Annotated in this window: 30 protein-coding genes and 1 pseudogene; 8 read left to right on the top strand and 23 right to left on the bottom strand. The window is 67.5% G+C overall.

Annotated features, from left to right (window positions below):
- Positions 1 to 156: 156 nt before the first annotated feature.
- Both IU459_RS38395 and IU459_RS10830 read right to left on the bottom strand, forming a co-directional pair.
- Positions 157 to 288 (bottom strand): annotated as a pseudogene (locus IU459_RS38395) (Uma2 family endonuclease); the annotation flags it as partial.
- Positions 289 to 683: 395 nt separating this feature from the next.
- Positions 684 to 1,430 (bottom strand): helix-turn-helix transcriptional regulator, encoded by a 747-nt coding sequence (locus IU459_RS10830; protein ID WP_195129339.1) that lies wholly within the window; start codon positions 1,428 to 1,430, stop codon positions 684 to 686.
- Between the two features lie 185 nt (positions 1,431 to 1,615).
- On the opposite strand from IU459_RS10830, the gene IU459_RS10825 reads away from it, so the two are divergent.
- Both IU459_RS10825 and IU459_RS10820 read left to right on the top strand, forming a co-directional pair.
- On the top strand, positions 1,616 to 1,789 hold the full coding sequence (locus IU459_RS10825) for a hypothetical protein (RefSeq protein ID WP_195129338.1): 174 nt from the start codon (positions 1,616 to 1,618) through the stop codon (positions 1,787 to 1,789).
- Positions 1,786 to 1,947: a hypothetical protein gene (locus IU459_RS10820; RefSeq protein ID WP_195129337.1), complete on the top strand. Its 162-nt coding sequence runs from the start codon at positions 1,786 to 1,788 to the stop codon at positions 1,945 to 1,947. Before IU459_RS10825 ends, IU459_RS10820 begins: the two co-directional genes overlap by 4 nt.
- Before the next feature lie 597 nt (positions 1,948 to 2,544).
- Here the strand turns inward: IU459_RS10820 and IU459_RS10815 are convergent.
- The 8 genes from IU459_RS10815 to IU459_RS10780 all read right to left on the bottom strand — a co-directional run bounded on the left by IU459_RS10815 (position 2,545) and on the right by IU459_RS10780 (position 7,902).
- Complete coding sequence (locus tag IU459_RS10815) at positions 2,545 to 3,390, bottom strand: phage major capsid protein (protein ID WP_195129336.1); 846 nt, start codon at positions 3,388 to 3,390, stop codon at positions 2,545 to 2,547.
- A gap of 127 nt (positions 3,391 to 3,517) precedes the next feature.
- A complete protein-coding gene (locus tag IU459_RS10810; RefSeq protein WP_195129335.1) occupies positions 3,518 to 3,997 on the bottom strand; it encodes a hypothetical protein in 480 nt (159 codons plus the stop codon).
- Positions 3,994 to 4,200, bottom strand: coding sequence for a hypothetical protein (locus tag IU459_RS10805; RefSeq protein WP_195129334.1), 207 nt, complete (start codon positions 4,198 to 4,200; stop codon positions 3,994 to 3,996). Before IU459_RS10805 ends, IU459_RS10810 begins: the two co-directional genes overlap by 4 nt.
- 444 nt (positions 4,201 to 4,644) lie before the next feature.
- Positions 4,645 to 6,588, bottom strand: a complete 1,944-nt coding sequence (locus tag IU459_RS10800) for a DNA primase family protein (RefSeq protein WP_195129333.1) — start codon at positions 6,586 to 6,588, stop codon at positions 4,645 to 4,647.
- 87 nt (positions 6,589 to 6,675) lie between these two features.
- Entirely contained in the window at positions 6,676 to 6,945 is a 270-nt protein-coding gene (locus IU459_RS10795) for a hypothetical protein (protein ID WP_195129332.1), read from the bottom strand.
- Positions 6,942 to 7,184, bottom strand: a complete 243-nt coding sequence (locus IU459_RS10790; RefSeq protein WP_195129331.1) for a hypothetical protein — start codon at positions 7,182 to 7,184, stop codon at positions 6,942 to 6,944. Before IU459_RS10790 ends, IU459_RS10795 begins: the two co-directional genes overlap by 4 nt.
- Complete coding sequence (locus IU459_RS10785; protein WP_195129330.1) at positions 7,181 to 7,552, bottom strand: hypothetical protein; 372 nt, start codon at positions 7,550 to 7,552, stop codon at positions 7,181 to 7,183. The genes IU459_RS10790 and IU459_RS10785 overlap by 4 nt, the downstream gene beginning before the upstream one ends.
- Positions 7,553 to 7,650: 98 nt before the next feature.
- On the bottom strand, positions 7,651 to 7,902 hold the full coding sequence (locus tag IU459_RS10780) for a helix-turn-helix transcriptional regulator (RefSeq protein WP_195129329.1): 252 nt from the start codon (positions 7,900 to 7,902) through the stop codon (positions 7,651 to 7,653).
- 138 nt (positions 7,903 to 8,040) lie between these two features.
- Here IU459_RS10780 and IU459_RS10775 point away from each other — a divergent pair, with 138 nt between their 5' ends.
- Together IU459_RS10775 and IU459_RS10770 are read left to right on the top strand one after the other, a co-directional pair.
- Entirely contained in the window at positions 8,041 to 8,619 is a 579-nt protein-coding gene (locus tag IU459_RS10775; RefSeq protein WP_195129328.1) for a helix-turn-helix domain-containing protein, read from the top strand.
- Positions 8,616 to 9,797, top strand: a complete 1,182-nt coding sequence (locus IU459_RS10770) for a tyrosine-type recombinase/integrase (protein ID WP_195129327.1) — start codon at positions 8,616 to 8,618, stop codon at positions 9,795 to 9,797. Before IU459_RS10775 ends, IU459_RS10770 begins: the two co-directional genes overlap by 4 nt.
- Positions 9,798 to 9,843: 46 nt before the next feature.
- On the opposite strand, the gene ccsB is transcribed toward IU459_RS10770, so the two are convergent.
- The 7 genes from ccsB to hemL all read right to left on the bottom strand — a co-directional run bounded on the left by ccsB (position 9,844) and on the right by hemL (position 16,583).
- Positions 9,844 to 10,809: a c-type cytochrome biogenesis protein CcsB gene (ccsB, locus tag IU459_RS10765; RefSeq protein WP_195129326.1), complete on the bottom strand. Its 966-nt coding sequence runs from the start codon at positions 10,807 to 10,809 to the stop codon at positions 9,844 to 9,846.
- A gap of 2 nt (positions 10,810 to 10,811) precedes the next feature.
- Complete coding sequence (gene resB, locus IU459_RS10760) at positions 10,812 to 12,488, bottom strand: cytochrome c biogenesis protein ResB (RefSeq protein WP_195129325.1); 1,677 nt, start codon at positions 12,486 to 12,488, stop codon at positions 10,812 to 10,814.
- A complete protein-coding gene (locus tag IU459_RS10755) occupies positions 12,485 to 13,327 on the bottom strand; it encodes a cytochrome c biogenesis CcdA family protein (RefSeq protein WP_195129324.1) in 843 nt (280 codons plus the stop codon). The genes resB and IU459_RS10755 overlap by 4 nt, the downstream gene beginning before the upstream one ends.
- Before the next feature lie 40 nt (positions 13,328 to 13,367).
- Complete coding sequence (locus IU459_RS10750; RefSeq protein ID WP_195129323.1) at positions 13,368 to 13,622, bottom strand: hypothetical protein; 255 nt, start codon at positions 13,620 to 13,622, stop codon at positions 13,368 to 13,370.
- Positions 13,619 to 14,260 carry a TlpA disulfide reductase family protein gene (locus tag IU459_RS10745; RefSeq protein ID WP_195129322.1) on the bottom strand — a complete coding sequence of 214 codons (642 nt, stop codon included), beginning with the start codon at positions 14,258 to 14,260 and terminating at the stop codon, positions 13,619 to 13,621. Before IU459_RS10745 ends, IU459_RS10750 begins: the two co-directional genes overlap by 4 nt.
- Entirely contained in the window at positions 14,257 to 14,907 is a 651-nt protein-coding gene (locus IU459_RS10740; RefSeq protein WP_195129417.1) for a histidine phosphatase family protein, read from the bottom strand. The genes IU459_RS10745 and IU459_RS10740 overlap by 4 nt, the downstream gene beginning before the upstream one ends.
- A gap of 338 nt (positions 14,908 to 15,245) precedes the next feature.
- Positions 15,246 to 16,583, bottom strand: a complete 1,338-nt coding sequence (gene hemL / locus IU459_RS10735; RefSeq protein WP_195129321.1) for a glutamate-1-semialdehyde 2,1-aminomutase — start codon at positions 16,581 to 16,583, stop codon at positions 15,246 to 15,248.
- A gap of 174 nt (positions 16,584 to 16,757) precedes the next feature.
- Between hemL and IU459_RS10730 the strand changes: the two genes are divergently transcribed.
- On the top strand, positions 16,758 to 17,144 hold the full coding sequence (locus IU459_RS10730) for a hypothetical protein (protein ID WP_228837688.1): 387 nt from the start codon (positions 16,758 to 16,760) through the stop codon (positions 17,142 to 17,144).
- Positions 17,145 to 17,163: 19 nt separating this feature from the next.
- On the opposite strand, the gene IU459_RS10725 is transcribed toward IU459_RS10730, so the two are convergent.
- The 6 genes from IU459_RS10725 to hemB all read right to left on the bottom strand — a co-directional run bounded on the left by IU459_RS10725 (position 17,164) and on the right by hemB (position 20,412).
- On the bottom strand, positions 17,164 to 17,385 hold the full coding sequence (locus tag IU459_RS10725) for a hypothetical protein (protein ID WP_067468840.1): 222 nt from the start codon (positions 17,383 to 17,385) through the stop codon (positions 17,164 to 17,166).
- A 169-nt stretch (positions 17,386 to 17,554) separates the two neighbouring features.
- Positions 17,555 to 17,785, bottom strand: a complete 231-nt coding sequence (locus tag IU459_RS10720; protein WP_195129320.1) for a hypothetical protein — start codon at positions 17,783 to 17,785, stop codon at positions 17,555 to 17,557.
- A 58-nt stretch (positions 17,786 to 17,843) separates the two neighbouring features.
- Positions 17,844 to 18,107 carry a hypothetical protein gene (locus IU459_RS10715; RefSeq protein WP_195129319.1) on the bottom strand — a complete coding sequence of 88 codons (264 nt, stop codon included), beginning with the start codon at positions 18,105 to 18,107 and terminating at the stop codon, positions 17,844 to 17,846.
- Positions 18,104 to 18,589 (bottom strand): hypothetical protein, encoded by a 486-nt coding sequence (locus tag IU459_RS10710; RefSeq protein WP_195129318.1) that lies wholly within the window; start codon positions 18,587 to 18,589, stop codon positions 18,104 to 18,106. The genes IU459_RS10715 and IU459_RS10710 overlap by 4 nt, the downstream gene beginning before the upstream one ends.
- 324 nt (positions 18,590 to 18,913) lie before the next feature.
- The gene (locus IU459_RS10705; protein WP_228837687.1) at positions 18,914 to 19,390 is read right to left on the bottom strand and encodes a hypothetical protein; all 477 of its coding nucleotides are present in this window, start codon (positions 19,388 to 19,390) and stop codon (positions 18,914 to 18,916) included.
- A 44-nt stretch (positions 19,391 to 19,434) separates the two neighbouring features.
- Positions 19,435 to 20,412 carry a porphobilinogen synthase gene (gene hemB / locus IU459_RS10700; RefSeq protein ID WP_195129317.1) on the bottom strand — a complete coding sequence of 326 codons (978 nt, stop codon included), beginning with the start codon at positions 20,410 to 20,412 and terminating at the stop codon, positions 19,435 to 19,437.
- A gap of 357 nt (positions 20,413 to 20,769) precedes the next feature.
- Between hemB and IU459_RS10695 the strand changes: the two genes are divergently transcribed.
- From IU459_RS10695 to IU459_RS10685, 3 genes are all read left to right on the top strand, one after another.
- Positions 20,770 to 21,555: a hypothetical protein gene (locus tag IU459_RS10695; protein ID WP_195129316.1), complete on the top strand. Its 786-nt coding sequence runs from the start codon at positions 20,770 to 20,772 to the stop codon at positions 21,553 to 21,555.
- A gap of 46 nt (positions 21,556 to 21,601) precedes the next feature.
- Positions 21,602 to 22,408, top strand: a complete 807-nt coding sequence (locus tag IU459_RS10690) for a tetratricopeptide repeat protein (RefSeq protein WP_195129315.1) — start codon at positions 21,602 to 21,604, stop codon at positions 22,406 to 22,408.
- A gap of 123 nt (positions 22,409 to 22,531) precedes the next feature.
- On the top strand, positions 22,532 to 22,804 hold the full coding sequence (locus tag IU459_RS10685) for a hypothetical protein (protein ID WP_324198827.1): 273 nt from the start codon (positions 22,532 to 22,534) through the stop codon (positions 22,802 to 22,804).
- Positions 22,805 to 22,945: the final 141 nt, after the last annotated feature.

The following is a 22,945-nucleotide window of genomic DNA, read 5'->3' as shown; positions in this document are numbered from 1 at the left end:
GGTCGTCCGGCCTATCCGACGAGCGCATCGGTAAGCCCGAGCCGACTGTCTTGGTCGGACACTCCGCTCAATGCACCGCGGGCGGACCAACTCCGTCAGTATTCGAGTTCCGTCCAGGGGATGGTAATCGGGAACGGGGAATCGATCTCGATTCCCTGAATTCGTCAAGCGGCGTGTGAAGACCTGATGTTCGCCAGGACCGCGACGCACCCAGACCACGCGACCGTCCCAGAGTTCGATCTGCTCCGCGATCTCCGTGGGCAGTCGCTCCAGTTCTTCCCACGTCAGGTACGTGGGAAGTTCCGGCCGTTCGATGTACGGAAGGGACACGCCGCAATGGTAATGGCGACCCTGCCCCGGCGGATGCTTGATTTCTGGCCAGGGCTATGGAGTGGAGTCGGGGCGACCGATGCCGGCCGAAGTACTAGTTCAGTCCCGCATAGCTGTGCAACCCGCTGATCACCATATTGATGATGGATAGCAATCTCGGCGTTTGCGAGGATTGGCGTGTTTTGTTGAGTCGATAAACCGCAGGTAGATGGGGTTGTGCAGTGTTGGCATGTATGGGGGTCGTTCGGTGCTGCTGCGTACTCACTGCGTACCGAGCGCTCGCCTGAATCGAAACGAGCGGCCAACCGTGGGCTCAGGACCCACGGTTGGCCGCTCGCGGGGTGCTCGGCCGGTCAGGCGATGTCGGGCGGCCGGTCGTACGCCTCGATCGTGGCCTTCGACGTCGAGGAGTCCTGCAAGACCAGCTCCCACGGACCAGAGTTGATCTCGAAGCTCTTGCCGAACCCGACCCACTTCCCCGCCATCCGTGCTCCGGTCAGCTCGATCAGCAGTTGAATGGCGCCGTGGTAGTAGGCGCCACGGTAGTAGCCGTCCTGCGCGGTGTGCTCGCTCCATGTGCCCGTCGCAACGTGCCCGTCCACCGTGAGGTCCATCTCCATGGACGACTGCGCGGAGTTCGGCAGACTGCGCACCGTCAGACGGTTGTCGTGCTGCAACACCACGACGTGATGCACTGCGGTGAACGTCGCGTCACGGCCGCTCGAGTAGTACTCGTACCGGGACAGCCAAATGCCCGAGTAGTTGCCGGGAGTCCGCGGTCGGCGCGCGTTCGCGAACTGCTCCGATTCCACCTGACCGATAGCCGAGTCGACCTCGGTCCCGTCTTCACCGCCGGACAGGCTTCGGCCTGCCATGACGGCGCCGAACCCAAGAGACTCGATGGGTAGTCGCATGACCTTCTCCAATGCTCGCGCGTGCGACGGCCGCGGGTTGGTGGTGAGGCCGGATTCCCAGCGCTGCACAAGGCGTTTGGTGGCGCTGGCGCATCCTGCTTCCCGGAGTGCCCGCGCGAGGTCGTCTTGGCTCATCAGGCGCGCGTTCCGGGCCGCGCGGAGAGCCGTGTTCGGTGCGGATGCCATGTCGCCACGGTAGTGCTTTGACGCCTAAATGTCGCCCTGAATAGAGGTGGATTGACGCCGGTTGCGTCATCGCGGGGACATGTCCTGTCGGCCGACTCTGAATGTGGCCCCGGCGCCGGGTCTGAGCCCCGAACTCCTCGGCGCCGGGTGCTACCCAACCCACACCACGCCCGAAGGGTCACCGCATGACCGACGAACTCGCCAACGTCCTCATCGTCATCGCCGCCGTCGCCGGACTGCTCATCATCGTGTTCTGGGTCCTGCCGTGGCTAATCCAGCTCGGCGAATCCGACGAACCCGACGAGACCGTGCCGTTCCGTGAGGTCATGGAACGCATCGACCGCGAGGACAAGCAGTGACCACCCGACGGTCCTGGGTCGAAGACTATTGCGAGGACGGGAACATGCCGGCCGACGAAACCCATGCCCGCGGCCTGCTGAAGATCCACGCCACCTGCACCCCACCGTGCCCGCGGAAGGTGTCCGCCCAGCGGTATCTCCGGGAGCGCGGTCAGTGATGTTAACGGTGACATCACTGGTCGCAACCCTTTTCGTTGGCGTCACCGAAAACCCCTCCAACTTGGAGGAGGTTGTCAGGTCCCAGAAGGACCCGACACCCCGCGCGGGGGAACCGGTCAGAGCAAGAACTATCCACGGCCGTGGATAGTCGAACTCCCGCGCGCGGGGGAAACCATCTTCTGGGATCGCAGGAAATCGCTGGTCAGGAAGCGTCTGCTCCGTGGGCGCCGGGGCGGGAAAGGTTCAGATCTGAACCTTTCGAAAGTCGATCGGTCTGCTCCGTGGGAGCTTCGTCCAATTTGGACGAAGCTATTTGCCCTGTCTGCTCCGTGGGCACGGGGGCGGGAAACATCATCACCTTTTCAAGGTGATGAAGCCCAAGTCTGCTCCGTGGGCGCGGGGGCGGGAAGATATTGGACTCGTGTCCTATATCGACGGATCCGTCTGCTCCGTGGGCGCGGGGGCGGGATAACCTGTCGCAGATCTGCGACAGGTTATCGCCCGGTGTCAGTCCTCGCCGAGGCGATACCCATGCATCACCTCCGGTAGCTCATCAAGGTCGTCCCAGTCGGCAGGCTCTACCGCTGCGGCCGTCATCAGGACTCGTCCGGCAGGCCGATTCGAACGATCGACGCCGGATGCGGGAAGCCGAATCCGCAGCGCAAAGTCGCTTTCACTCCAACCCGATCACTCGAAAAATACGCGTCCTCGGAGATAGTCAGCCGCGTACCCGATCGCAATGTAGTGAACACGAATTGCTTCGGTACAGCCCAAACGTCGCCATCAGTGACAAACGGGCTGCTCAACAACGGCACACCCAACACGGACCGCGCACCAGGCCGAGACGGGTCCGGACCCAACAACGGCTTGTTCGAACCGGTCGTCAGCTCCTTCAACTGCGACAACGCCAGCACCGTCGCCGGGGCAGCGACGAAACTGGTAATCAACGCGCCCTTCTCCTCCGCCAGGCTGATCGCCTCGGCAAAAGGATCCAAATCGACAATGCCGGAACCGATATCGACGAACTGGTGTGTAGTAGAACCGATTCCGGCCGGACCGTTGACCGTGGCCGCCGCGAAGAATGCCTGATCGACTTTGCCGACGATGCTGCGGACCAACCCGCTGCCGACGATATCCAGCGCAGACGGATTACTGTCCTCGGCAAGCTCGCGGCTGACGATCGTCAACCCGGCGACTTTCCGGTGCACGACTTCGATTTCCGCGTGCTCGGAATCGTCCGGGGCGATTTCTTCGCCCTCGGCAACCCAGGCCGCGGCCGGGTCTTCTTTGACGACCGGAAAAATGCTCGACGTCGAATCGGTCTGTAAAACCGTCGACACCTGAAACGCGACCGAATCGCGCTCGACGGGCCGGACGATCAGCGCGTGAATCTGCTCCGGCAGAAGACCGCCGATACCGCTCGTGGTTGTGTACAAGGACACGGAATGCTCGCCTTCGGAGTGGGGAATGGACTCCGGTCGGCTTCAAGCCCTTCCGGCTGCCCCACTGAGGCGGACGTGACGGCGGCGCCCTAGCTCCCTGGCAGACACGCCGCCGTCACGTGACAGTTTACCGCCGTTCCCGCGACGCCCCGAACACCTCGGCCCAGCTCGTGCCGAGACTGTCGACGCTCGCACCCGTCGCACCAGACCGCAGCGACCCGACCGCGGGACGCTGCTTCTGGGCTCGCTGCCAATGCGGATGCGACCGGAGAATGGCGTCAACCGCCTTGCCCACCTTCGCCGCATCAATGCCGTCCTTGCCGCGCAACGACTCCAGGTCGACTCCGCCCGTCCACAGGTCGGCAGGATCGGCCAACCGGTCCGCGGCAAGCCGTTCGACTTCCGCACGCTCGAACGCGGTGACGCGCTCACGAAGTCCATCGCGCTCAGCTTCGACGGTGCGCAACTGCTTGCGCCACTTCGCCGCCTCGCGATTCGGGCCCGACTGCTCGCCGCCGGCGTCGGTCTCCGGCGCATCCCCTGACGGATCGGCCGGCGCGGCGTCGACGTTTTCGACCGGTTCGGGCGTGGTGGCTGGTTCGGTCATGGCATGTCCTCTCGGGTGAATGGGCGGGTGATGTAGGCGCGCTCGGAGACGCGCTCGATGCCGTCCTCGGCGAACTCGAAGTAGGTCACCTCGGCATCTCCCACCGGGATGTCGTCGGCGGGCAGTGTGCGGCGCGGCACGATGTCGCGCGGCGCGGGCCGGAACTCCGGGAATCCGTCGCTCAGGTCTTGTTCAGCTCCCATATCTGCTGTCCTCTCGGCTAGATGGGGCGCGTAACGGTATGACGCGCTGACCAGGGGAAACGTGCAGCCAGGGAGGCCGGGAGGACCAGGCCCAGAGCCCGCAACGCCCTGACCAGCGACGATGGGTTTGGGAAAAACGAATGGGGGTCGCTTGCCTAGGACGAAGGGGGCGGAGCAGGCGCGATGGGAGACATGGCGGTGGGGGTGTAACGAATAACCATGCCCTACCAGGGCTTTCGTGTTGGCCCTGTCGCTGCCCGTCAACGACTCGCGTGGGCCGAGTCGCTGACCTGCGGCTCCAGGATCCCCAGACCCGTAGCCAGCCAGAGCCACTATGCCGAAGGGGAGCGCTGCGGGGCGTCTGGGAGGCGATGCCCAGGGTACCGACACCGTGCGGTTGCCGGGTGTCAGCAACCGCACGGTGTTCGGCGCGAAGGGCGCGCATCAGCTTGCCATCCGGTATCCGACGGTGCCCTTGCGCTTGTTCGGTACCTGGTCGGAGATGAGTAGGCCCTCTGCGAGGAGATCGGCGAGCACTGTCGGCACTAGGGCGCGGTCACCGGTCTTGCCGGACACGCATTGGTGCATTGCGGCGTGGGGCACGAGGTCACCGTTGGCTTTGCCGACTCTGGCGAGCAGGTAGCCGCGTACCTTGTCGCGTCGGTCGGGCGTGCCTGGTTCGAGCGAAGTCACGGTGGCGACGGGTTCTCCGCTGCCGATCCAGTGGCCTGGTCTCGCGCCGGGGGTGCGCGGTTGTGCGCTGCCTTCCTCGCTGTCGAGTAGACCCTTAAATGCACTTCCATGCGGACCATGCGGACCACTAGCTTTGACCTGCGGTTTCTCTGGCTCCCCATGCGGACCACCTAGCGGACCGCCGGATTGGGACGGTTCTTCTGGTCCGCTTACCCTCTCATCGGGGAACATGGTTTGACCTGCGGTTTCCTGGCCTGGTCCGCTTGGTCCGCTTGGTTCTGCATTTAAGGTCCTATTCAGCAGATCAGGCCTGTCGGTTCGCAGGCCAATTCGCTCGAACCGTCGCCCCCGGCTTTCGTCTGTCCTGGGTCGGGTGGTCAGCAGTTCGGGCACGGCTGCGCGCAGGTCTCGGCTGAACCCTGGCGCGCTGCCCGCCCGGTGACCGTTGTCTTCACACCAGGTCTTCCATGCCTCGTACAGGGTCGAGCACTGCACATGCGCGGACGCGGCGCGCACGCAGCAATCGCGGACGAACGCCGAGATCGGCGAGGCGAGATCCATCATCAACGTGGTCGCGTCCTGCGACGCCGAAGGAACGGTGAACCTGCCGTTGCGGACCAGCCGGTCAAGACCATCGAGAGCCCACGACAGGATGCCGGGCAGCTCGGCGGTCAGACGGGCATCCAGACCGCGGTCTTCCTTGCCCAGAAAGGATCTGGTCATCTGCAAGACGAGGAACCTGTTGGCGATGGCGCCGGACGCGTCACCGAACCGCGGTAGCTCGTTGGACAGGACCACGAACCGCGTCGGCAGCTTGCCCGTCCAGGGCTCTTTGAACTTGCGGTCGATGGTCAACATGTCCTCGCCAGAAATGCTCAACAGCCGCTCCACCACCGTGCGGACATTGCCGTCACCGAGGCGGGCATCGGCGACCACGGCGAGCGGCTTGCCCAGAAGGGGGGATAGACCGAAGTTCGTGCCGAGACTGGCCAGCGTCGGGCCCGCCGCGTTCCCGCGGCCCACGAGAGCGGTCAGGAGACGGGCGTATGTGCCCTTGCCGCTGCGGGTCGGACCGATCAACAACAACATCTTCTGCATGTCCGTGCGGCCGGACAGGACGTACCCGGTGTACTCCTGGAGCAGGGCAACGGATTCAGGGTCGTCGGGCCATACCGAGTTCAGGAACTCCAGCCACGCCGCGGGTTTCGGTGCGTCAGGGTCGAAGTCGAACGGGACGGAGACCAGGTTGAACAAGTCGGGTCCGTGCCCGGTCAGGTCGCGTGTGCGCACGTCGAGACGGCCGTTGCGGCAGGCGATCACACCGGAGCGCACGCGGGTACCGTCGAGCCAGGAAGGCGGGTCGATGTTCCCGGACAGGTGTCCGATAGCGGCCATGGCTTCCATAACGTTCGCGACCTTGTTCCGGTTCGGACTCCAATCCAGGATCTCGCCCTTCTCCTCGTCGTCGTAGAAGGCGTTCTCCAGAACCTTGTAGATGTCGCTACGCAGCGCGGCGGCGTCCTCTTCGGCCCAGTGGGTGCCGCGCCATCGCATCCACCCTCCACGCCACGCCACGAGCGTCGGTGTGTCCTGGTGCTGGTAGTTCTCGTACAGGCGCCGGGCTACCTTCATCGGCTCGGACGGGCCGGGGAACTCTTCCTCCCCTGCTAGGCTCGAATCGCTCGAATTGGTCACTCGGGATGTTCCTTTCAGAACCGGCCCGCCCCCGCACGTTGGAGGCGGGCCGATTCGGTCAGTCAGCGGGATTGGTCGGGTAAGGCGTCAAGCGGCGGCTGTGGCACCTCCGGTCTCGGCGACGCGCACGGCGAGATCGCGTTCCTCACCTCCGCATCGCCACAGAGCGCGCAGGATTTCCACCGGTACCACCGGCGTCAGACCGTCACTGAGGATGTGCGCTGCGGCGTGCGCCCACGCGGTGAGTTGCGCCGCGGTGATCGGCAGCTCGTCATGTTCGCGCGGCCACGGGTCGCCGCCCTCCATGCGGTGGGCAGCGGCCACGCGACGCCGCAGCTGTACGGCGGGGGATGTCACGTCCGCACCTCCGAGTCGCCGATCAGGACAGACCAGCCGGAGATGCCGAGCGAGCGGCGGCAGACGAGTTCGATGTCCCTGACCGTCCAGGGCTTGCGCCCGTCGCGGTAGGCGAGAAGCCTGCCCGGCTTGATCCCGGTTTCCGCGGCGATCCGCTCGATGGTCTTGCCGCGGTCATCGACGCGAGCCCATATCGAGCCGTTCACCTGGTCGTTGTAGCTGTTCGACTGCCGGATCACCGTGCACCGCCTTCGCCAGCGGAGCAGCCCCAGTTGTCCGCGCAGGCGAACAGTTGCCGCCCGGATTCGGTGTAGTCGACCGGCGCCGAGATGGAACCGGGCCCGTACTCGCGACCGCAGCGCACGCAGGCGTGCCCGTCGAGCTGCAAGGGGTTGAGGTCCGCGTGCTCCGGCTCGGCGATCTCCAGCCGCCAGCGAGCGAGCACGAGCGGGCGGGAGATGCCGTCCACCTTCACGCGCACGTGCCCGTCGTGGTGGCTCTGCGGCAGTACGGTGCCGAACATCGCCGATCCGTTGGTCCGGCCGAACTTGTCGATCGCGGCGATACGCACCCGATCGCCGGGCTGAGGGTTGATAGGATTTTCCATGACATCCTCTTTGGGTTGGGCGGGTGTTCTGACAGTCCGGGTGCGGCTCCTACCCCGCCCCCGGACTGCTTGCGTTTCATCTCGGCGTAGTTCGTCCTTCACGCCACCTCGGGGCTGCCGCCCCGGCGCGTAGCCGCCTCCTGCTCTGCTATCCAGCGCTCAATTTCGCTGCGGCGGTAGACAACCCGCTTTCCATTCAGGGTGAACGATGCTGGCCCCTCGTCCTTGTGGCGCCAGTACCGCCATGTGCCCTCCGCGATGCCGGTCATTTCGGCGACCTCTCGCGTGGTCAGGTACTCGCGAATTGGCTGTGCGAAGTCCCCGTGGCTACGCGTTGCATCCGATGCCATGTGTTGCGACCCTCCGTTGTCAAGCTCTATGCGCTTGAGATTCAAGCGCCTTGCGTTGTCAACGTTAACGGTTGGCTATTCGACTTGCAAGCTATAGGGGCTTTGCGAATCTGCGCGTAGCGCTTAGAGTGCGTTGGCATGGCTGAAGAATCCGAGTCGTCGTTGTCGGAGGAAATGCGGGAGCACGCTGAGACCCTGCAGAGGATCCGGGAGCAGGAGCTTGAGGAGTACCGAAAGAAGCTCGAGGCGGAACATGAACCGGAGCGGCAACGCCACAGGGAGGCAATGCGATCGAGCTTCGAGTGGTTCGAGCAGGTGTTCGGCGGAAGGGTCCGTCAGTGGAGGAAGGCCCGTAGCTGGTCACAGGAGGATCTGGCGGCCAAGTTGAACGACTTCGGCTTCGAGATGCATCAGACGACGGTCGCCAAAATCGAGCGCGGGACACGGCCGCTGCGAGTCGCGGAGGCCGTGGCGCTCGCGCAGATCTTCGGAGTCCCGGCGCTGTCCGTGTTCTACGGGCCGGGGCCAGAGGAGGAGCCGATGTCGATGTCGTCAATGCGCGAGTTGATGGATAACTACGAGGAATCGATCAACGACGCCGAGGAGCGTCTAGAAGACGCCGCCAAGACCGTGGCCTACTGGGTGCGGCAGCGCGCCGTTGCTGTGGACTCGCTCAGCAGGGCTGCCCTGGAGGCGGACAAGGCTGCCGAGTCGTGACCGCCCGCCGTAACCGCCGCTCTGGCGTAGAAGACCTGTGGTTCATGGAGGTGCGCTTGGAGGACGGGACCACCGAGAAGGTTCCGACCAAGCTGCACGGTAAGGGGAAGCGCTGGCGTGGCCGGTACGTCGACGACGCTGGCAACGAACACACGAAGCGGTTCGCCAAAAAGGTCGACGCGCAGGACTGGCTGGACACACAGATGTCGACCCTGGTCCAGGGCACGCATGTCTCGCCGCGGGACGCGCAGCGCACCGTCAAGCAGTGGTGCGACGAATGGATCCGCAGCTACGGCCGAAACCGCGACGGCACGGTCGAGCTGGCCAAGCAGCACATCAAGCACATCAAGAACGAGTTCGGAGACTTCACCCTCTCCCAGGTCCGGCAGACGATGGTGAAGGCATGGATCGCGAAACTCAAGGCCGAGGGCCGGGCCGACAGCTACGTCTACAGCCTGCACAGCCGCCTCGCCCAGATCCTCGGCGACGCTGTCGAGGACGGCCTGCTTGCGCGCAACCCGTGCTCGCGAAGAACTTCCCCCACGGCCGGACGCCAGAAGGTCTACGTCGCCACCACCGAGCAGATCTGGGCCCTCCATGACGCACTGCCCAAGCATCTCCAAGTGGCGATCCTCCTCGGTGCCTTCGTCGGACTCCGCATCGGCGAGGTCAGCCAATTGAAGGTGGTCGACGTCGATTTCATCCGCGGCATCGTCCACCCGAAGCAGCAGTGGAAGGACCGTCCGCTGAAGACCAAAGCCAGCGACGCGCCGATCCCGATCCCCCGCGAGCTGACGCTACTGCTGTCCGCGTCTGTCGAGAAGTTCCCAGGGGACCATCTGCTGTGCGACCAACTCGGCAAGCCGGTGTCGCCGTGGACACTAGGCCGCCACATCCGGGAGGCCAAGACGGGAGTCGCGGGCTTGCCCGAGGGGTTCAGCTTCCACGATCTCCGGCACTACTACGCGTCGCTTCTCATCAGCAAGGGCGCCGACGTGAAGGTCGTGCAGGCGCGGATGCGGCACGGTAGCCCCATGACAACGCTCGGCATCTACACGCATCTGTGGCCGGACGCCGACGAGTCCACGCGTACCGCTGTCGGGGATGTTCTGCGGGAACGTCTGGATCCTGCTGCGTACTCACTGCGTACCGAGCGCGACGGCACCGAGGACTCATGACCGGCGGAGAATATGTCGGTGCAGCTCAGACCCTATTTTTCGCCTCTTAGTTGAGTCCCGCATAGCTGTGCAACCCGCTGATCACCATGTTGATGATGAACAAGTTGAACAACATCGCGACGAAAGCCGCGATGTTGATCCAGGCGGCCTTGGTGTCGCGCCAGCCGGAGGTGGCGCGGGCGTGCAGGTAGGCGGCGTAGAGGACCCAGGCGATGAAGGAGCAGGTTTCCTTGGGGTCCCAGCCCCAGAAGCGGCCCCAGGCGGCTTCGGCCCAGATGGCGCCCAGGATGACGCCCGCGCCGAACAGCGGGAAGCCGATGATGGTGGCCTTGTAGGCCAGGCGGTCCAGGGTGCGGGCGTCGGGCAGGCGGCGGGCGATGGCGCCGAGGAGGTTGTTCGACTCCTGGCCGTCGGGCTGGCGCAGGCGGTACAGGAACAGCATGCTGGCCACGCCCGCGAACAGGAAGACGCCGCTGCCGACACTGACGATGGTGACGTGCACGGGCAGCCAGAACGACTTCAACGCGGGCACCACGGGCGCGGCGTCGGCGTACAGTACGGTGCCCGCGAGGAACAGCAGAATCAGCACCGGCACCAAGAGGAACGCCCACATCGCGCGATAGCGCTGCTCGCGCAGGAACAGCAGCCCCACCAGCACGGCGGCGGCCGTCGCCATGGTGACGAACTCGTACATGTTGCCCAACGGGAAGCGATGAGTCGCGAAGCCACGCAACACCATCGAGCCCACATGCAACGCGATCGCGACCATCAGCACCGAGAACGCCATGTTGCCGAGCCGCTCGGACAGCGGCGTACGCGCGGGCTCGGCGACCCGCCCCGGCCCCTGCGGCGTGGATCCGCCGCCGACGGTCACCAATTCACGCTCGGCGACCTTGCGGCTGCGCGCCGTCGCGTACTGCCAGATCAGCAGCACCAGCACCAGCGCGTACACCACGATCGCCGACTTGAACGCGAAATCGCTGTACCGGGCGATGGTCTCGTCGATCGGCATGGTCACTCTCCCGTGGTCTCGGCGCCACGCGCCGCGATGGTATCGGCGTCCGGCTGCTGGTCGAGCAGGCGCGCGCGCAGTCGGTCGAACTCGTCGCCCCAGCCTGCCTGATCGGTCCTGGCGAGCCCGCCCATCTCTACTACAGTGTGTCGTTTGTCAACGGTACCGGCTTCGTCGCCGGCCGGGTACACCCGCACCCAGATCCGCCTGCGCTTGATCAGCAGCGAGACCAGCAGGCCTGCCATCATCAGCAGCGCGCTCACCAGCACCCACTGCTGGGCGGGATCGTGCGAGACCTGCAAATTCACGAACTCTTGGGCGCCGTCGAAGGTGACCTTGGTGCCGTTCGGCAGTGTGGTCGACTCGCCGGGACGCAGATTGACCCTGGCCTCCTTGGTCAACCTGCCCTGCTTGACCTGTTCGGGGTCCAGCGCGAACAGCGACTGCGGCTTGCCGGTGTCCAGCCCGGTGTCGCCGCGATAGATGTCGACCGCGACGGCCGGGTCGTTCATCGCGGGAAACGCCGAGGTCAGCAGCGATCCGTGGAACATGGCGGTGGGCGCGAACAGGCCCTCGATCGCGATCTGGTTCTTGCGGCGTTCCTCGTCGGTGGCGTACATGCCGCCGGGCGGGTCGATCCGCAGCACCCCGCTGGACAGGAACGTCGACGCGTCGTCCGGGCGCCATTGGATGGACTCGGTGCGCGTCTGCCCATTGGGGAAAGTGACCGTGAAGGTCGGCGCGTAGCCGTGGCCCTGCAGGTAGAGCCGGTCACCGGCGACGCGCAGCGGGTGGTTCACCTGCACCTGGGTGTCCTGCCAGGTGTTCGTCCGCAGATCCTCGCCCGCCTGGTAGGCCAGGTCAGCGGTGAACATCTCGGCCTGCCCGGTGGTCAGATAGTCGGCCCGGAAGTTCTTGACCCGCACGCAGATCGGGGTCATGCCGGTGCCGTCGTTGACGTTGCCCGCCTTGAACGAGTCGAACACCGCGGGCGAGGTGGTGCAGAATCCGGGACCGTTGTTCGCCAGGACGATGACGCTGCCCTCGTAGCCGAACAGTTTGCCCGCCGCGATGGCGACCAACAGCCCGACCAGCGCGAGATGGAACACCAGATTGCCGAGTTCGCGGGCGTAGCCCTTCTCCGCCGAGAGCGCCAGTTCGCCGTCCCGGTCGCCGGGCCGCACCTCGGTGCGCCAGCCGCGCAGCTGCGACCGCGCGTGCTCGATCACCGCACCGGGCGACTGCGCGACGTGGCCGGAGTAGTGGTGCGGCAGCCTGGTCAGGTTGCGTGGCGCCCGCACCGGCGGCGTGCGCAGAGCGCGGTAGTGATCGAGCGTGCGCGGCAGGATGCAACCGACCAGCGAGATGAAAAGCAGGACGTAGATCGCGGTGAACCAGAAGCTGGAGAACACGTCGAACAGCTCGAAGCGGTCCATCCACGGACCGAGCGCGGGCCGATCGGCGATGTACTGGGCCACCTTCTGCTCATTGAGGTTGCGCTGCGGCAGCAGCGCGCCGGGAATCGCGGCCAGCGCGAGCAGAAACAGCAGCACCAGGGCGGTGCGCATGCTGGTGAGTCCGCGCCAGGTATTGCGCACGAACGCCCAGGCCCGGCCGGCCATGGCTTGGCGCGGCGGCCGCGCCGAGTTCTCGGTCGGCGGCTGGTGGGTCACGGTCATATCGGCAAGGTCACCTCGGAGACGAACGCGTCGCGCACCCAGGCGACGAACTGGTCCCACGCTCCGGTGACCAGCGCGGCGCCGACCGCGACGAGCAGCATGCCCCCGATGATCTGGATGGTGCGGGAATTGCGGCGCAGCCAGCCGACACCGCGCAGTGCGCTCGCAGACCCGAAAGCGAGTACGACGAACGGCAAGCCCAAGCCGAGGCAGTAGCCGACGATCAGCGCGACGCCGCGCGCGGCGGTGGTCCCGTCGGTGCCCGCGGCGACCGCCATGACGCCCGAGAGCGTCGGGCCGAGACACGGCGTCCACCCGAGCGCGAACACCCCTCCGAGCAGCGGGGCGCCCATGAGGCTGGTGAGCCTGCGCGGCTCCATCCTGGTGTCGCGCTGCAACGCGGGTACCAAGCCGATGAACACCAGGCCCATCAGGATCGTCACCACGCCGCCGATCCGTTGCAGCAGTTCCCGATTCACGTTGAGGGTCTGGATGACCCCGAACACCGTCGCGGTCGCGAGGACGAATACCACGGTGAATCCGGCGACGAACAGCCCGGCCGCACCGGCGACCCGCACCCGGCCGGAACGAAGCTGTTGCGCGACGGCGGTCGATCCGGACCGCGACGCGCGCGTTCCGGTGGCCTCCGCGACGGTGGCGGGCGGCGCCTCCGCGCCGACCAGTCCGGCCAGGTACGACAGATACCCGGGGACGAGCGGCACCACGCACGGCGAGGCGAACGACACCAGACCCGCGAGCAGGCACGCGCCGAACGCCAGCAGCAGCGGACCGGAGGCCGCCGTCTGCTGGAACGATTCACCGACTCCGGCGAGCACCATCAGATGGCCTCCCCGGAGCGCGGCGCGAGGCGCTCAGGTCTCACACCGATTCCTCCCGCGTGTCCTCCGGCGCTCGCCCCGTGCCGCGGCGCAACGACACCTTCCGCTCGGTGGCCGCGGGTTCTTCGGCCACCTCGAAAACGGCGAAGTCCAGCAGCGAGTCGGCGGCTACGCTGCGCGGCACGGTGGCGATGCCCGCCCACCGGTCGTCGACGGCCCATCCGCCGCCGATGCGCCGAGCGCCCTGCCGGGGCCGGCAGGCACGCAGATGACGGGTACGACGGTCGCGATTCACTGTGATTCCTCCGCGGCGAGACTTTCGACCACCGGCTGCAGATCCTCGGCGAGCAGGGACCGCAGGAAGACCGCGGCGACCCGGTGTTGCCGGTCGAGGACGAGGGTGGTGGGGATGACACTGGTAGGGAAGTTCCCGCCGAGCGCCAGCAGAGTGCGCATCGACGGGTCGTAGATGGACGGGTAGCCGACCTTGTTGTCGACCACGAAATCTTGGGCCTTGTCCTGCTGCGGATCGCGGACATTGATGCCGAGGAAAGCGACGCCCTTGTCCTTGGTCGACTCGTAGACCTTCTCCAGGGCGGGCGCCTCGGCACGGCACGGACCGCACCACTGGCCCCACAGGTTGAGCACCACGACCTTGCCCGGGTAGTCCTCGACCGACGTGGTCTTGCCCACCGTCATCAGGTCCGGGCCGGCCAGCTTGCCGATGGTGCCGCGCGAGGCGGGCGGGTCGTAGCGGATATCGGTCTTGCCGCCGGGCGAGACGAACTCGAAGGTGCCGCCCGAGGCCACCGCGTCCGAACCGGTCGAACACCCGGCGAGCGCGGCGACCAGCGCCACACACGCGAGCACAACCGGCAGCACCCGCCCGGTGCGCGTGGTGGGCGGGGTGGCGGACCCGGTGCGGCGAATCATGCGCCGTGTACCGAGGGGTCCGAGCCGCCCGCGGGCTCGGAGTAGACGATGTCGACGAGCGTGTCGCCGTGGTACACCAGCGAAGTCAGCGACGCGAGCGAGCACTGCCGTTGCCGCGGGTCGTGCCAGAGCCGCTGTCCCTGCAGGAATCGGCGCAGCGTCCACACGGGCAGCTGGTGCGAGACCAGCACCGCTTCGCGTCCGGCCGCTTCCACCCGCGCCTTGTTCACCGCGGCAAGCATGCGGTGCGCGATCTGCAAGTAGGGCTCGCCCCAGGAGGGGGTGAACGGGTCGCGCAACTTCCACCAGTGCCGCGGTTTGCGCAGCGCGCCGTCGCCGACGGAGACGCGCAGGCCCTCGAAGGTGTTGCCCGCCTCGATGAGGTTCTCGTCGGTCCGCACGATCAGGTCGTGCTGCACGGCGATCGCCTCGGCGGTCTCCTGCGCCCGCTGCAGCGGCGAGGCGATCACCAGGGCGATGTCGTGATCGGCCAGCGTCCTGGCGACCGCGCCGGCCTGCGCGCGGCCCGCCACCGAGAGACTGAATCCGGGCAGGCGCCCGTAGAGGATGCCGTTCGGATTGTGCACCTCACCGTGGCGCAGCACGTGCACGATGGTCTCGATCGGCGCGGCGTCACTGCCGTGCACCCGCTCGGCGGCCGGGGCCGGGCTGTCGGCGGGCTCGGCCGGAATCTCGTGCCCGGCCGGAGCGGTCTTCCCCTCTTTACGCGCCGTGGCGACCTGTGCGGTCACCGCCGCGGCCGCCGCGAAATGGGCGCCGGCGTCGACCACGCTCGATTCCACGGGCTCCGAGTCGTCTGCCGCGGACTCGGTGGCGGCGCCGGCGGCGGCGAACTGCTCGCCCGCGTCGATCACGGTCGCCTCCGCTACCGGATCGACGACCGGCGCCGGGGCATCGACGGCACTGCTCTCGGCGGGCTCGGCCGGCTCGCGCCGGTCGGCATCGGGTTGATCGAGATCGGAGCTCACGCGCGGGGTCCTTCGGGGGTGGCGGCCGCCGCCGCGTGTGCGGCGGCGGGCAAGGCGGCAGCGATACGGTCGAATGCGTTCTCGTCGAGCGCCGCGGAGACGAACCACGCTTCGAACGCGCTCGGCGGCGCGTACACGCCGCCATCGAGCAAGGCGTGGAAGAACGCTGGATAGCGCCACGTCTCGCTCGCCTTGGCGGCGGCGTAATCGGTGACCGGGCGTTCGGCGAAGAACACGCTCACCATATTGCCTGCGAATTGAACCTGGTGCCCGACCCCCGCCGTGGTCAGCGCGTCGCTGAACAGAGCGCCGAGCCGCTCGGCATTGCGATCCAGCGCCGCGTAGACGTCGTCGTCGGCCGCCCGCAGGGTGGCCAGACCCGCGGCCACCGCGACCGGGTTACCGGACAGCGTCCCCGCCTGGTAGACGGGCCCGAGCGGGGCGAGGTGGTTCATGATCTCGGCGCGCCCGCCGAACGCGGCGGCGGGAAGCCCGCCGCTCATCACTTTGCCGAAGGTGTACAGGTCGCCCGCGACGCCCTCCCGGCCGAACCAACCCGCGCCGCTGACCCGGAAGCCGGTCATCACCTCGTCCATGATCAGCAGCGCGCCGTGCTCGGTGGTCAGTGCGCTCAGACCCGCGTTGAACCCGGGCAGTGGCGCGACCGCGCCCATATTGCCCGCGGCCGCCTCGGTGATCACACACGCGATCTCGCCGGGATTCGCGGCGAACGCGGCGGCGACGGCGTCCAGGTCGTTGTAGGGCAGCACGATGGTGTCGGCCGCCTGGGCGCCGGTGACGCCGGGCGAGGTGGGCAGTCCGAGCGTGGCGACGCCGGATCCGGCGTCGGCCAGCAGCGCGTCGACGTGGCCGTGGTAGCAGCCGGCGAACTTGATGATCTTGGTACGTCCGGTGTAGCCGCGAGCCAGCCGGACCGCGCTCATGGTGGCCTCGGTCCCGGAATTCACCAGGCGCACCCGCTCCACCGGCGCGACTCGCCGCACGATCGCCTCGGCCAGCTCGATCTCCGCCTCGGTCGGCGCGCCGAAAGATAGCCCGCCGGATGCCGCGCGCCGCACCGCGTCGACGACCGCGGGGTGCGCGTGGCCGAGAATCATCGGGCCCCAGGAGCAGACCAGGTCGACGTACTCGTTGCCGTCGGCGTCGACGAGTCTGCAGCCGTCGGCCGAGGCGATGAATCGCGGTGTGCCGCCGACGGATCGGAACGCCCGCACCGGAGAGTTGACGCCACCCGGAATCACCGAACTCGCCCGGTCGAAGAGCTGAGCGGAGACCGGCACCGCCGCACTGGTCACACGCGGAGAAGAACTCACGTGTTCCAGTCTCTCAGCACCGCCGAAATGGTTCGACGACAGGGTGTAGTGCAGTGACGCAGGCCGCAGCCGGCCCGCAACACGCCGAGATCAGGTTCGTTCGAATTTCGATCGCTGGAGGGTTGCCGGTGCGTAATGTCGGGGAGCCATCGTCTACCGGCTGGGAGGGTCTGCATGCGGATTGCCATCGTCAGTGCGGGTTTACTCACCGCGGTCGCCTGTGCCACTGCGGCACTGGGCGCCGGGTCCGCCACCGCGGAGCCGCTCGATCAGCTCGACCACTTGCGCATCGGCATCCATTTGGACCACATGACGACCACGACGCTGGCCGGCGGACCCATTCCCGCCGTCGTCACCATGGTCGTCCCGCCCAACCGCATCGGGGCCGGCCTGAAGGCCGACTCCGAGATATACCGCGACCAGCACGGCAGGGTCTACGCCTCGCTGCGCCAAGTGCTGATGGAGGCGGCCGGCCATCCGGACGGGACGATCACCGTCTACCTCAATGCCCCCGGTACCCGCGACGGCCGCGTGCTGGACATCTACCAGCACTGGGGCTGAGGGCGCCGGGAGCCCGCGGTCAGGTGTACATGCAGGGCACCTGCGCCGACATAGTGTGCAGGACACACATGAACGAGTTGTAGGGCCCGGCGGAACCCGAATCCGGCACGAAGATCGGCGCATCGACGGCGGTCGCGTCTTCCAGCGGCAGCCCGGAGTTCGCGCCGGCCGGCGCGGCCCCGATTCCGAGGGCGGCGGCCACGGCAAACGCGGCACAGATCTTTACGGCGAACCGGTTCATCAAACACTTTCCTTCATCGCGTGCGTTCCGAACTACGGCCGAAATACTAACGGCCGCAGGAATATTCCTGGCAAAGCGCGCGGTCGCCGGGTGGTACGCACCGGACGACGCGCGGTTGCACGGTAGCCCAGACGCGCGGCATCCGCAGCGCTTAGCAGGCAATCCGCAGCTAGGTGATGCCGAGGCAGAAAGCGGCGAATCCGGTTGTCACCAGGCACGCCAACGGCGCGGGCAGCGCATGCAGCAACGGCGCGGGCGGGGTGGCAGCGAACGCGGGCAGGACCGGAAGCGGCGGTGCGGTAGCGGTTTCGGTGGATGCGGCAGCCGGAGCCGCTACGGTGACGCCGATCACGCCCGCCGCCACCGCGCCGCAAAGTGTTCGTCGTACAAGTGGTTTCATGAATTCGGCGTTCCCGTCGCCGCAGCGGCCAAACGGCCGGTGTATGCAGCGGGCCCGGTCAGCGGCCGGTTCCGGCCTGGCCGCGGAGACCACGGACGAGCCGGGCCGCCGCATCGATCGCGAGCACTCCGGCCACCGCGACGAGCACCGCGGCCAATAGCTGCCAGGGCGCCGCATAACGGATCGCGGTGAACCCCGGCACGTCGCCCAAAGGCGCGAAGTCGATGGCGCGCACGCTGTTGCGCCAGCTCAGCGCCGCCGCCACCAGCGCGAGCAGGATCAGATCGAGTTCCACGAGCACCGCGATGATCCATCGCCTCATCGGTCCGCTCCGTTCTCGCCGTGCCGCACGGCTCCGGCCAACGCCGCCCGCAGCGCTTTGTGGTCCCTGGCCCATGCCTGCACCAGCGTATCGTCGGCCAGCCGCAGCCCGATGCCGGTGCGGCGGCGCGGCACGCCGGTCAATTCCCCGAGCGCCCTGGCCGACTCCCACGGTTCGTCGTCCCAGGACTCCTCGTCGCGTTCGGGGAGGACTTCCGCGACCGAGCTCAGCGGCAGCGTCTCGGTTCCCGAGCGCAGCGTCGTCGAGGTGAGCTCGACGCTGACGTGCCGCTTACCGGCGAGCACTTGCAGCGCGACGAAGCAGGCGATCAGCGCGGCACAGAACAGCAAGGCGAACCAGTGCACGGAACCACCGCCCGTGACGAGTTCGAGGACGAGAATGACCAGGCACAGGATCGGCCCGTAGAACACCGCACGCCAGCGGGCGCCCGGCTCGGCGAACAAAACGGTCGCGGCGCTCACACCGAGCCCATCACGGCGGTGCGCGGCGACACGACAGAAAGCGGAATCAGCGAGTCAGGCCGGGCAGCAACAGCACGGCGACGGTCAGCACGGCGAACAGAATCAGCAGGCTCAATACGGCCAGATCCCGCCGAATGCTCTGCGGCTGCTGGATCACCACTCGCATCGTTGCCTCCGATCCTCCGGAGCCATCTGCCGAGTTCCCGCTCGAAACGTAGAACAACGCATGGCAAACGACTTCCGGTTCCCATGTCCACTGTGACAACCCTCACCATACATGCCGGTCTGTCTCGGACAAACTGGGAACAGGTTCCACCAGTCGGCTCAGTGTCCGCCCAGCTGAAAGTATGCGGTGGACTCCGGACGGTGGGACAGGTAGATGGCGCCGGCGGCGAGCACGGCCTGCACGATCGATGCTCCGCCCGCCACCAGCGATGCTGTCCCGGTTACCGCGTCGATCGCCAGCAGCGCGCCGACGCCGATCACAACGACCCAGACACCGAGCACGGTCAGCATGGTGCGCGCCCAGAGCTTGCCGCGCCCGAACTGGTGCACGATCACCAGCGCGAGCGCCGCGACGCCCAGCCCGAACAGCACCACGAACACGTACACCAGCGACACCATGAGCTCCGCGCTGGCCAGCGTCACCTGAGGGTCCTTCGCCCTGGCCTGTTCGAAGACCTCCTCGGCGAAGCCACGCCGCCGCTCCAGCGCGGCGATGACCGACGTGATCAGCTGCACGACGCCGAATCCGATGACACCCCACCACAACTGCCGCGCGGTACCGACATCCTCCGGCATCGGAACCCGGGCCGGTCGAACGCCGGACGGCCCTGCCATATTCGTCACGACAGCCAGTGCGCGGCCTCGGTCGCCCAGTAGGTGAGCACGATGTCCGCACCCGCCCGGCGGATACCGAGCAACGACTCGAGAACGGCGCCACGGCGATCGATCCACCCGCGTTCGGCGGCGGCGGTGATCATCGCGTACTCACCGGAGATCTGGTAGGCGGCGACCGGGACGGTCGAGCGGTCGGCGACCTCGCGCAGGATGTCCAGGTACGACATCGCCGGCTTCACCATGACGATGTCCGCGCCCTCGGCGAGGTCCAGTTCCAATTCGCGGATGGCCTCGCGGCGATTGGCCGGGTCCTGCTGGTAGGTGCGCCGGTCGCCTTGCAGCGAGGAACCCACGGCCTCACGGAACGGGCCGTAGAACGCCGAGGCGTACTTCGCGGCGTAGGCGAGGATGCCGGTGTCGATGTGCCCGGCCGCGTCCAGTCCGTGCCGGATCGCGTCGACCTGGCCGTCCATCATGCCGCTGGTGCCGAGCAGGTCCGCGCCCGCCTCGGTCTGCGCCAGCGCCATCTCGACATAGCGGTCGAGCGTGGCGTCGTTGTCGACCGCTCCGTCGGCGGCGAGCACGCCGCAGTGGCCGTGGTCGGTGAACTCGTCCAGACAGGTGTCCGCCATGACCACGGTCGAATCGCCCACCTCGTCGGCGAGGGCGCGCAGGCCGCGGTTGAGGATGCCGTGCGGATCGCTGGCCTGGCTGCCGACGGCGTCCTTGTCCTCCGGGCGGGGCACGCCGAACAGCATGATCCCGCCGACGCCCGCCGTGACCGCCTCGACGGCGGCCTTTCGCAGCGAGTCCAGTGAATGCTGCACCACTCCCGGCATCGAGCCGATCGCGCGCGGTTCCTCCAGACCGTCGGCGACGAACATCGGTAGCACCAATTGCCGTGGTTCCAGTGTTGTTTCGGCCACGAGACGACGCAAAGCCGGGGTACGGCGCAACCGCCGCGGGCGGTCCATTCCGGTCATGAATCGCACGATACGCCTGTGTCTGTGTTCAATTTGCAGTGCCTGCGGCACTGCGTGTTCGCGGCCCTCTTGTGGCAGCCGGAGAGTCTCGGCAGCGCCCAGGTCCTTCGGAGTTCGCCGGTCACCAGCTCTCGCTGGCGACTGCATCGCAGACATCGCGACCGCTCGGGGCGCGAGCCGGGCCGCGAACGGGCAAATGGATCTCGCCCCTCACGAAGATGCGCGCCCGAACCGGCAAAACGCCAGATAGGGGCACATTTTGTCCGGACGCGCGTCATGCTTTATGTGTGTGAAATCACATCGGAGAACCCCTCCGAGGCGCATACTCCGACCGGGCGGGACCCGCTGGGGGACAGGATGACCGATCCGCACATCGATATCTCGCTGGCCAGAGCCGCCGACTTCGAATCGTGGGTGGCGGTGCTGCTGTCGGACTGGTGGCCGGTGCTGACCGGCGGCCTGCCCCCGCCCGCGACCACCCTGCGGGCCTGGCGCGCCGCCGACGCGACCGGGCAGCACATCTTCGTGGAGTTCATCGCGCGGCAATGGTCCGATCCCCATCTGATGCCCGGCGCGCACGCCGCCTTCGCCACCCTCGGCATCCGCCCCGACGAGCCCGAATGGATGCGCAGCCGCGGCACGCACCTGGTGGGTCGCACCGAGGACGCGATCGTCGGGCTGCGGTACTCCGACACCGCCCACACCGTCTTCCTCCGCCTGCAGAGCAGGCCGTGCCCGGTGACGCCGATGGCGGGCCGACGGCTGCTGAGCGAGCCGCAGGCGAATCTGCCGTTCCCGGACACCGCGGCAGGCCCGCTGGACGTGCGGGTGGCCCGCAACAGCGCGCGGCACCTGCTCGCCGCGCACAGCGCACGGCACAGCACTCCGGCCGATCCTCTGCAGCTCGGACCGCCGGAGCGAGTCTGCGACATCGGCTGGGCGTTCATCTTTCCGTGGTCGACCACGTCCTGGTACACCGACGGCGCGGTGCCCACGCTGCCGCCGGGCAACCGAGGACCGATCGTGGTGGTCAAGGACACTGGACACACCTGGCTGCTGGACAGCCTGGGCAACTACGACGCGCAACTGATCGCCTACGCGCGCGAGAACGGATACCCCGGCCCGCTCGGACAACCACGATGATCGGCGGCGTGGCATCCGCCGAAAGCCACCGGGCAGGAGTCTGGACATGACCGAGCCGCCGAGCGAGATCGAACTCCTCGCCATGCAGCGGCGCGCCGAAGCGCTGTGGGACGCCGGCGACGCGGCGGGCGCCGAACGCTGGCTGCGCCGGGCCGCCGCGGGCGGCAGCGTACCCGCCATGGGGACGCTCGGCGCGCTGCTCGGCGCCGACGGGCGGATCGGCGAGGCGATCCGCTGGTTGGAGCAGGCCGCCGCGCGTGGCGACGAGCCCGCGGGCGTGCACCTGGGCCTGCTGCACCTGGAGCGCGGGAACCTGGACGAGGCCGAGCGCTGGTTGCGGCCCGCGGCTGAGAACGGGCTGCCCGAAGCACTGTGCAACATGGGCGTTCTCGCGAATCGGCGCGGTGACGACGTAGCGGCGGAGCGGTGGTACGAACGCGGGGTGCGGGCCGGAAACCCAACGGCCATGCGTAGTCTCGGTTTGCACCTGGCCGGGCGCGGCGAATTCGACCGTGCAATCACGCTGCTCACCGAGGCCGCGCGCCGCGGAAGGACCGACGCGATGGCGGTGCTCGGCGCCCTGTACGTGGATCGCGGTGATCGGATCGAGGGCGAGAGGTGGCTGCGCAAGGGCGCCGACGCGGGCGATCCGGACTCGATGTTCCATCTCGCGCTCTTGCTCTGCTCGGCGAACACGCCTGAGCCCGAAGGTGATTCGGCCGACCCCGAGGTGCTGCGGGCCGACGAGATCGCGACCGGGAGCACGCGGGCGCAGCAGGAGGCCAGGCGGTGGATCGAACGCGCCGCCGCCCTCGGCCATCCACAGTCGCTGCGGCTGCTGCACGATCTATGAGCCGTCGCACGACGTCATGTGCGAAAAGCCTTGTGGCCAGCGAAGTTTGTCGGTCTCCCACGGTATAATCGAATCTACGTTCGAGGGGGCTCGCCGCCCCCGATCGCCACGGGAGGGATGCCAGTGCGCACACCACAAACCGTTCTCATCGACCGCCCCTACGCGCCGTTGCAGAAGCGCCCGCTGCCGCCGGGCCGTCCCCGGGCGTGGTACGTCATGCACAACCGGCGCCTGAAGGCGATGCGCCTGGCGATCGCCTTGCTCGACGCGGGCGTCTACGCACCGAGTTACGCCACCAACAAGCGGATCAGGCACACCGCCGAGGTGATCGGCATCCGCCCGCCCTCCGACGCCACCTGCACCATGGTCCGCACGCTGATGCGCAGGCGGTACTGAGATCACACGGATGGCACGGCCCTCGCATTGCCACCCGAGGGCCGGAACTTCCGAGCAAGGTGCAAGGCCGCCCAGATCAGCGTATTGGCGCTCCCCTTGGGCGGCCCATCGCCTCCGCGGTAACCCACGATGCGACAGCAC

The organism is Nocardia amamiensis (genome assembly GCF_015477605.1).
GTDB lineage: Bacteria > Actinomycetota > Actinomycetes > Mycobacteriales > Mycobacteriaceae > Nocardia > Nocardia amamiensis_A.
Note: the sequence above shows the minus strand (reverse complement) of the source record. Positions and strands in the feature narration are given on the sequence as shown.

Bases quoted from the DNA above. Each gene is read 5' to 3' on its own strand.
- IU459_RS10830 (WP_195129339.1), bottom strand. From the start codon at position 1,430: ATGGCATCCGCACCGAACACGGCTCTCCGCGCGGCCCGGAACGCGCGC.
- IU459_RS10825 (WP_195129338.1), top strand. From the start codon at position 1,616: ATGACCGACGAACTCGCCAACGTCCTCATCGTCATCGCCGCCGTCGCC.
- IU459_RS10810 (WP_195129335.1), bottom strand. From the start codon at position 3,997: ATGACCGAACCAGCCACCACGCCCGAACCGGTCGAAAACGTCGACGCC.
- IU459_RS10805 (WP_195129334.1), bottom strand. From the start codon at position 4,200: ATGGGAGCTGAACAAGACCTGAGCGACGGATTCCCGGAGTTCCGGCCC.
- IU459_RS10785 (WP_195129330.1), bottom strand. From the start codon at position 7,552: ATGGAAAATCCTATCAACCCTCAGCCCGGCGATCGGGTGCGTATCGCC.
- IU459_RS10780 (WP_195129329.1), bottom strand. From the start codon at position 7,902: ATGGCATCGGATGCAACGCGTAGCCACGGGGACTTCGCACAGCCAATT.
- IU459_RS10775 (WP_195129328.1), top strand. From the start codon at position 8,041: ATGGCTGAAGAATCCGAGTCGTCGTTGTCGGAGGAAATGCGGGAGCAC.
- ccsB (WP_195129326.1), bottom strand. From the start codon at position 10,809: ATGCCGATCGACGAGACCATCGCCCGGTACAGCGATTTCGCGTTCAAG.
- resB (WP_195129325.1), bottom strand. From the start codon at position 12,488: ATGACCGTGACCCACCAGCCGCCGACCGAGAACTCGGCGCGGCCGCCG.
- IU459_RS10755 (WP_195129324.1), bottom strand. From the start codon at position 13,327: ATGGTGCTCGCCGGAGTCGGTGAATCGTTCCAGCAGACGGCGGCCTCC.
- IU459_RS10745 (WP_195129322.1), bottom strand. From the start codon at position 14,260: ATGATTCGCCGCACCGGGTCCGCCACCCCGCCCACCACGCGCACCGGG.
- IU459_RS10730 (WP_228837688.1), top strand. From the start codon at position 16,758: ATGCGGATTGCCATCGTCAGTGCGGGTTTACTCACCGCGGTCGCCTGT.
- IU459_RS10725 (WP_067468840.1), bottom strand. From the start codon at position 17,385: ATGAACCGGTTCGCCGTAAAGATCTGTGCCGCGTTTGCCGTGGCCGCC.
- IU459_RS10720 (WP_195129320.1), bottom strand. From the start codon at position 17,785: ATGAAACCACTTGTACGACGAACACTTTGCGGCGCGGTGGCGGCGGGC.
- IU459_RS10715 (WP_195129319.1), bottom strand. From the start codon at position 18,107: ATGAGGCGATGGATCATCGCGGTGCTCGTGGAACTCGATCTGATCCTG.
- IU459_RS10705 (WP_228837687.1), bottom strand. From the start codon at position 19,390: ATGCCGGAGGATGTCGGTACCGCGCGGCAGTTGTGGTGGGGTGTCATC.
- hemB (WP_195129317.1), bottom strand. From the start codon at position 20,412: ATGACCGGAATGGACCGCCCGCGGCGGTTGCGCCGTACCCCGGCTTTG.
- IU459_RS10695 (WP_195129316.1), top strand. From the start codon at position 20,770: ATGACCGATCCGCACATCGATATCTCGCTGGCCAGAGCCGCCGACTTC.
- IU459_RS10690 (WP_195129315.1), top strand. From the start codon at position 21,602: ATGACCGAGCCGCCGAGCGAGATCGAACTCCTCGCCATGCAGCGGCGC.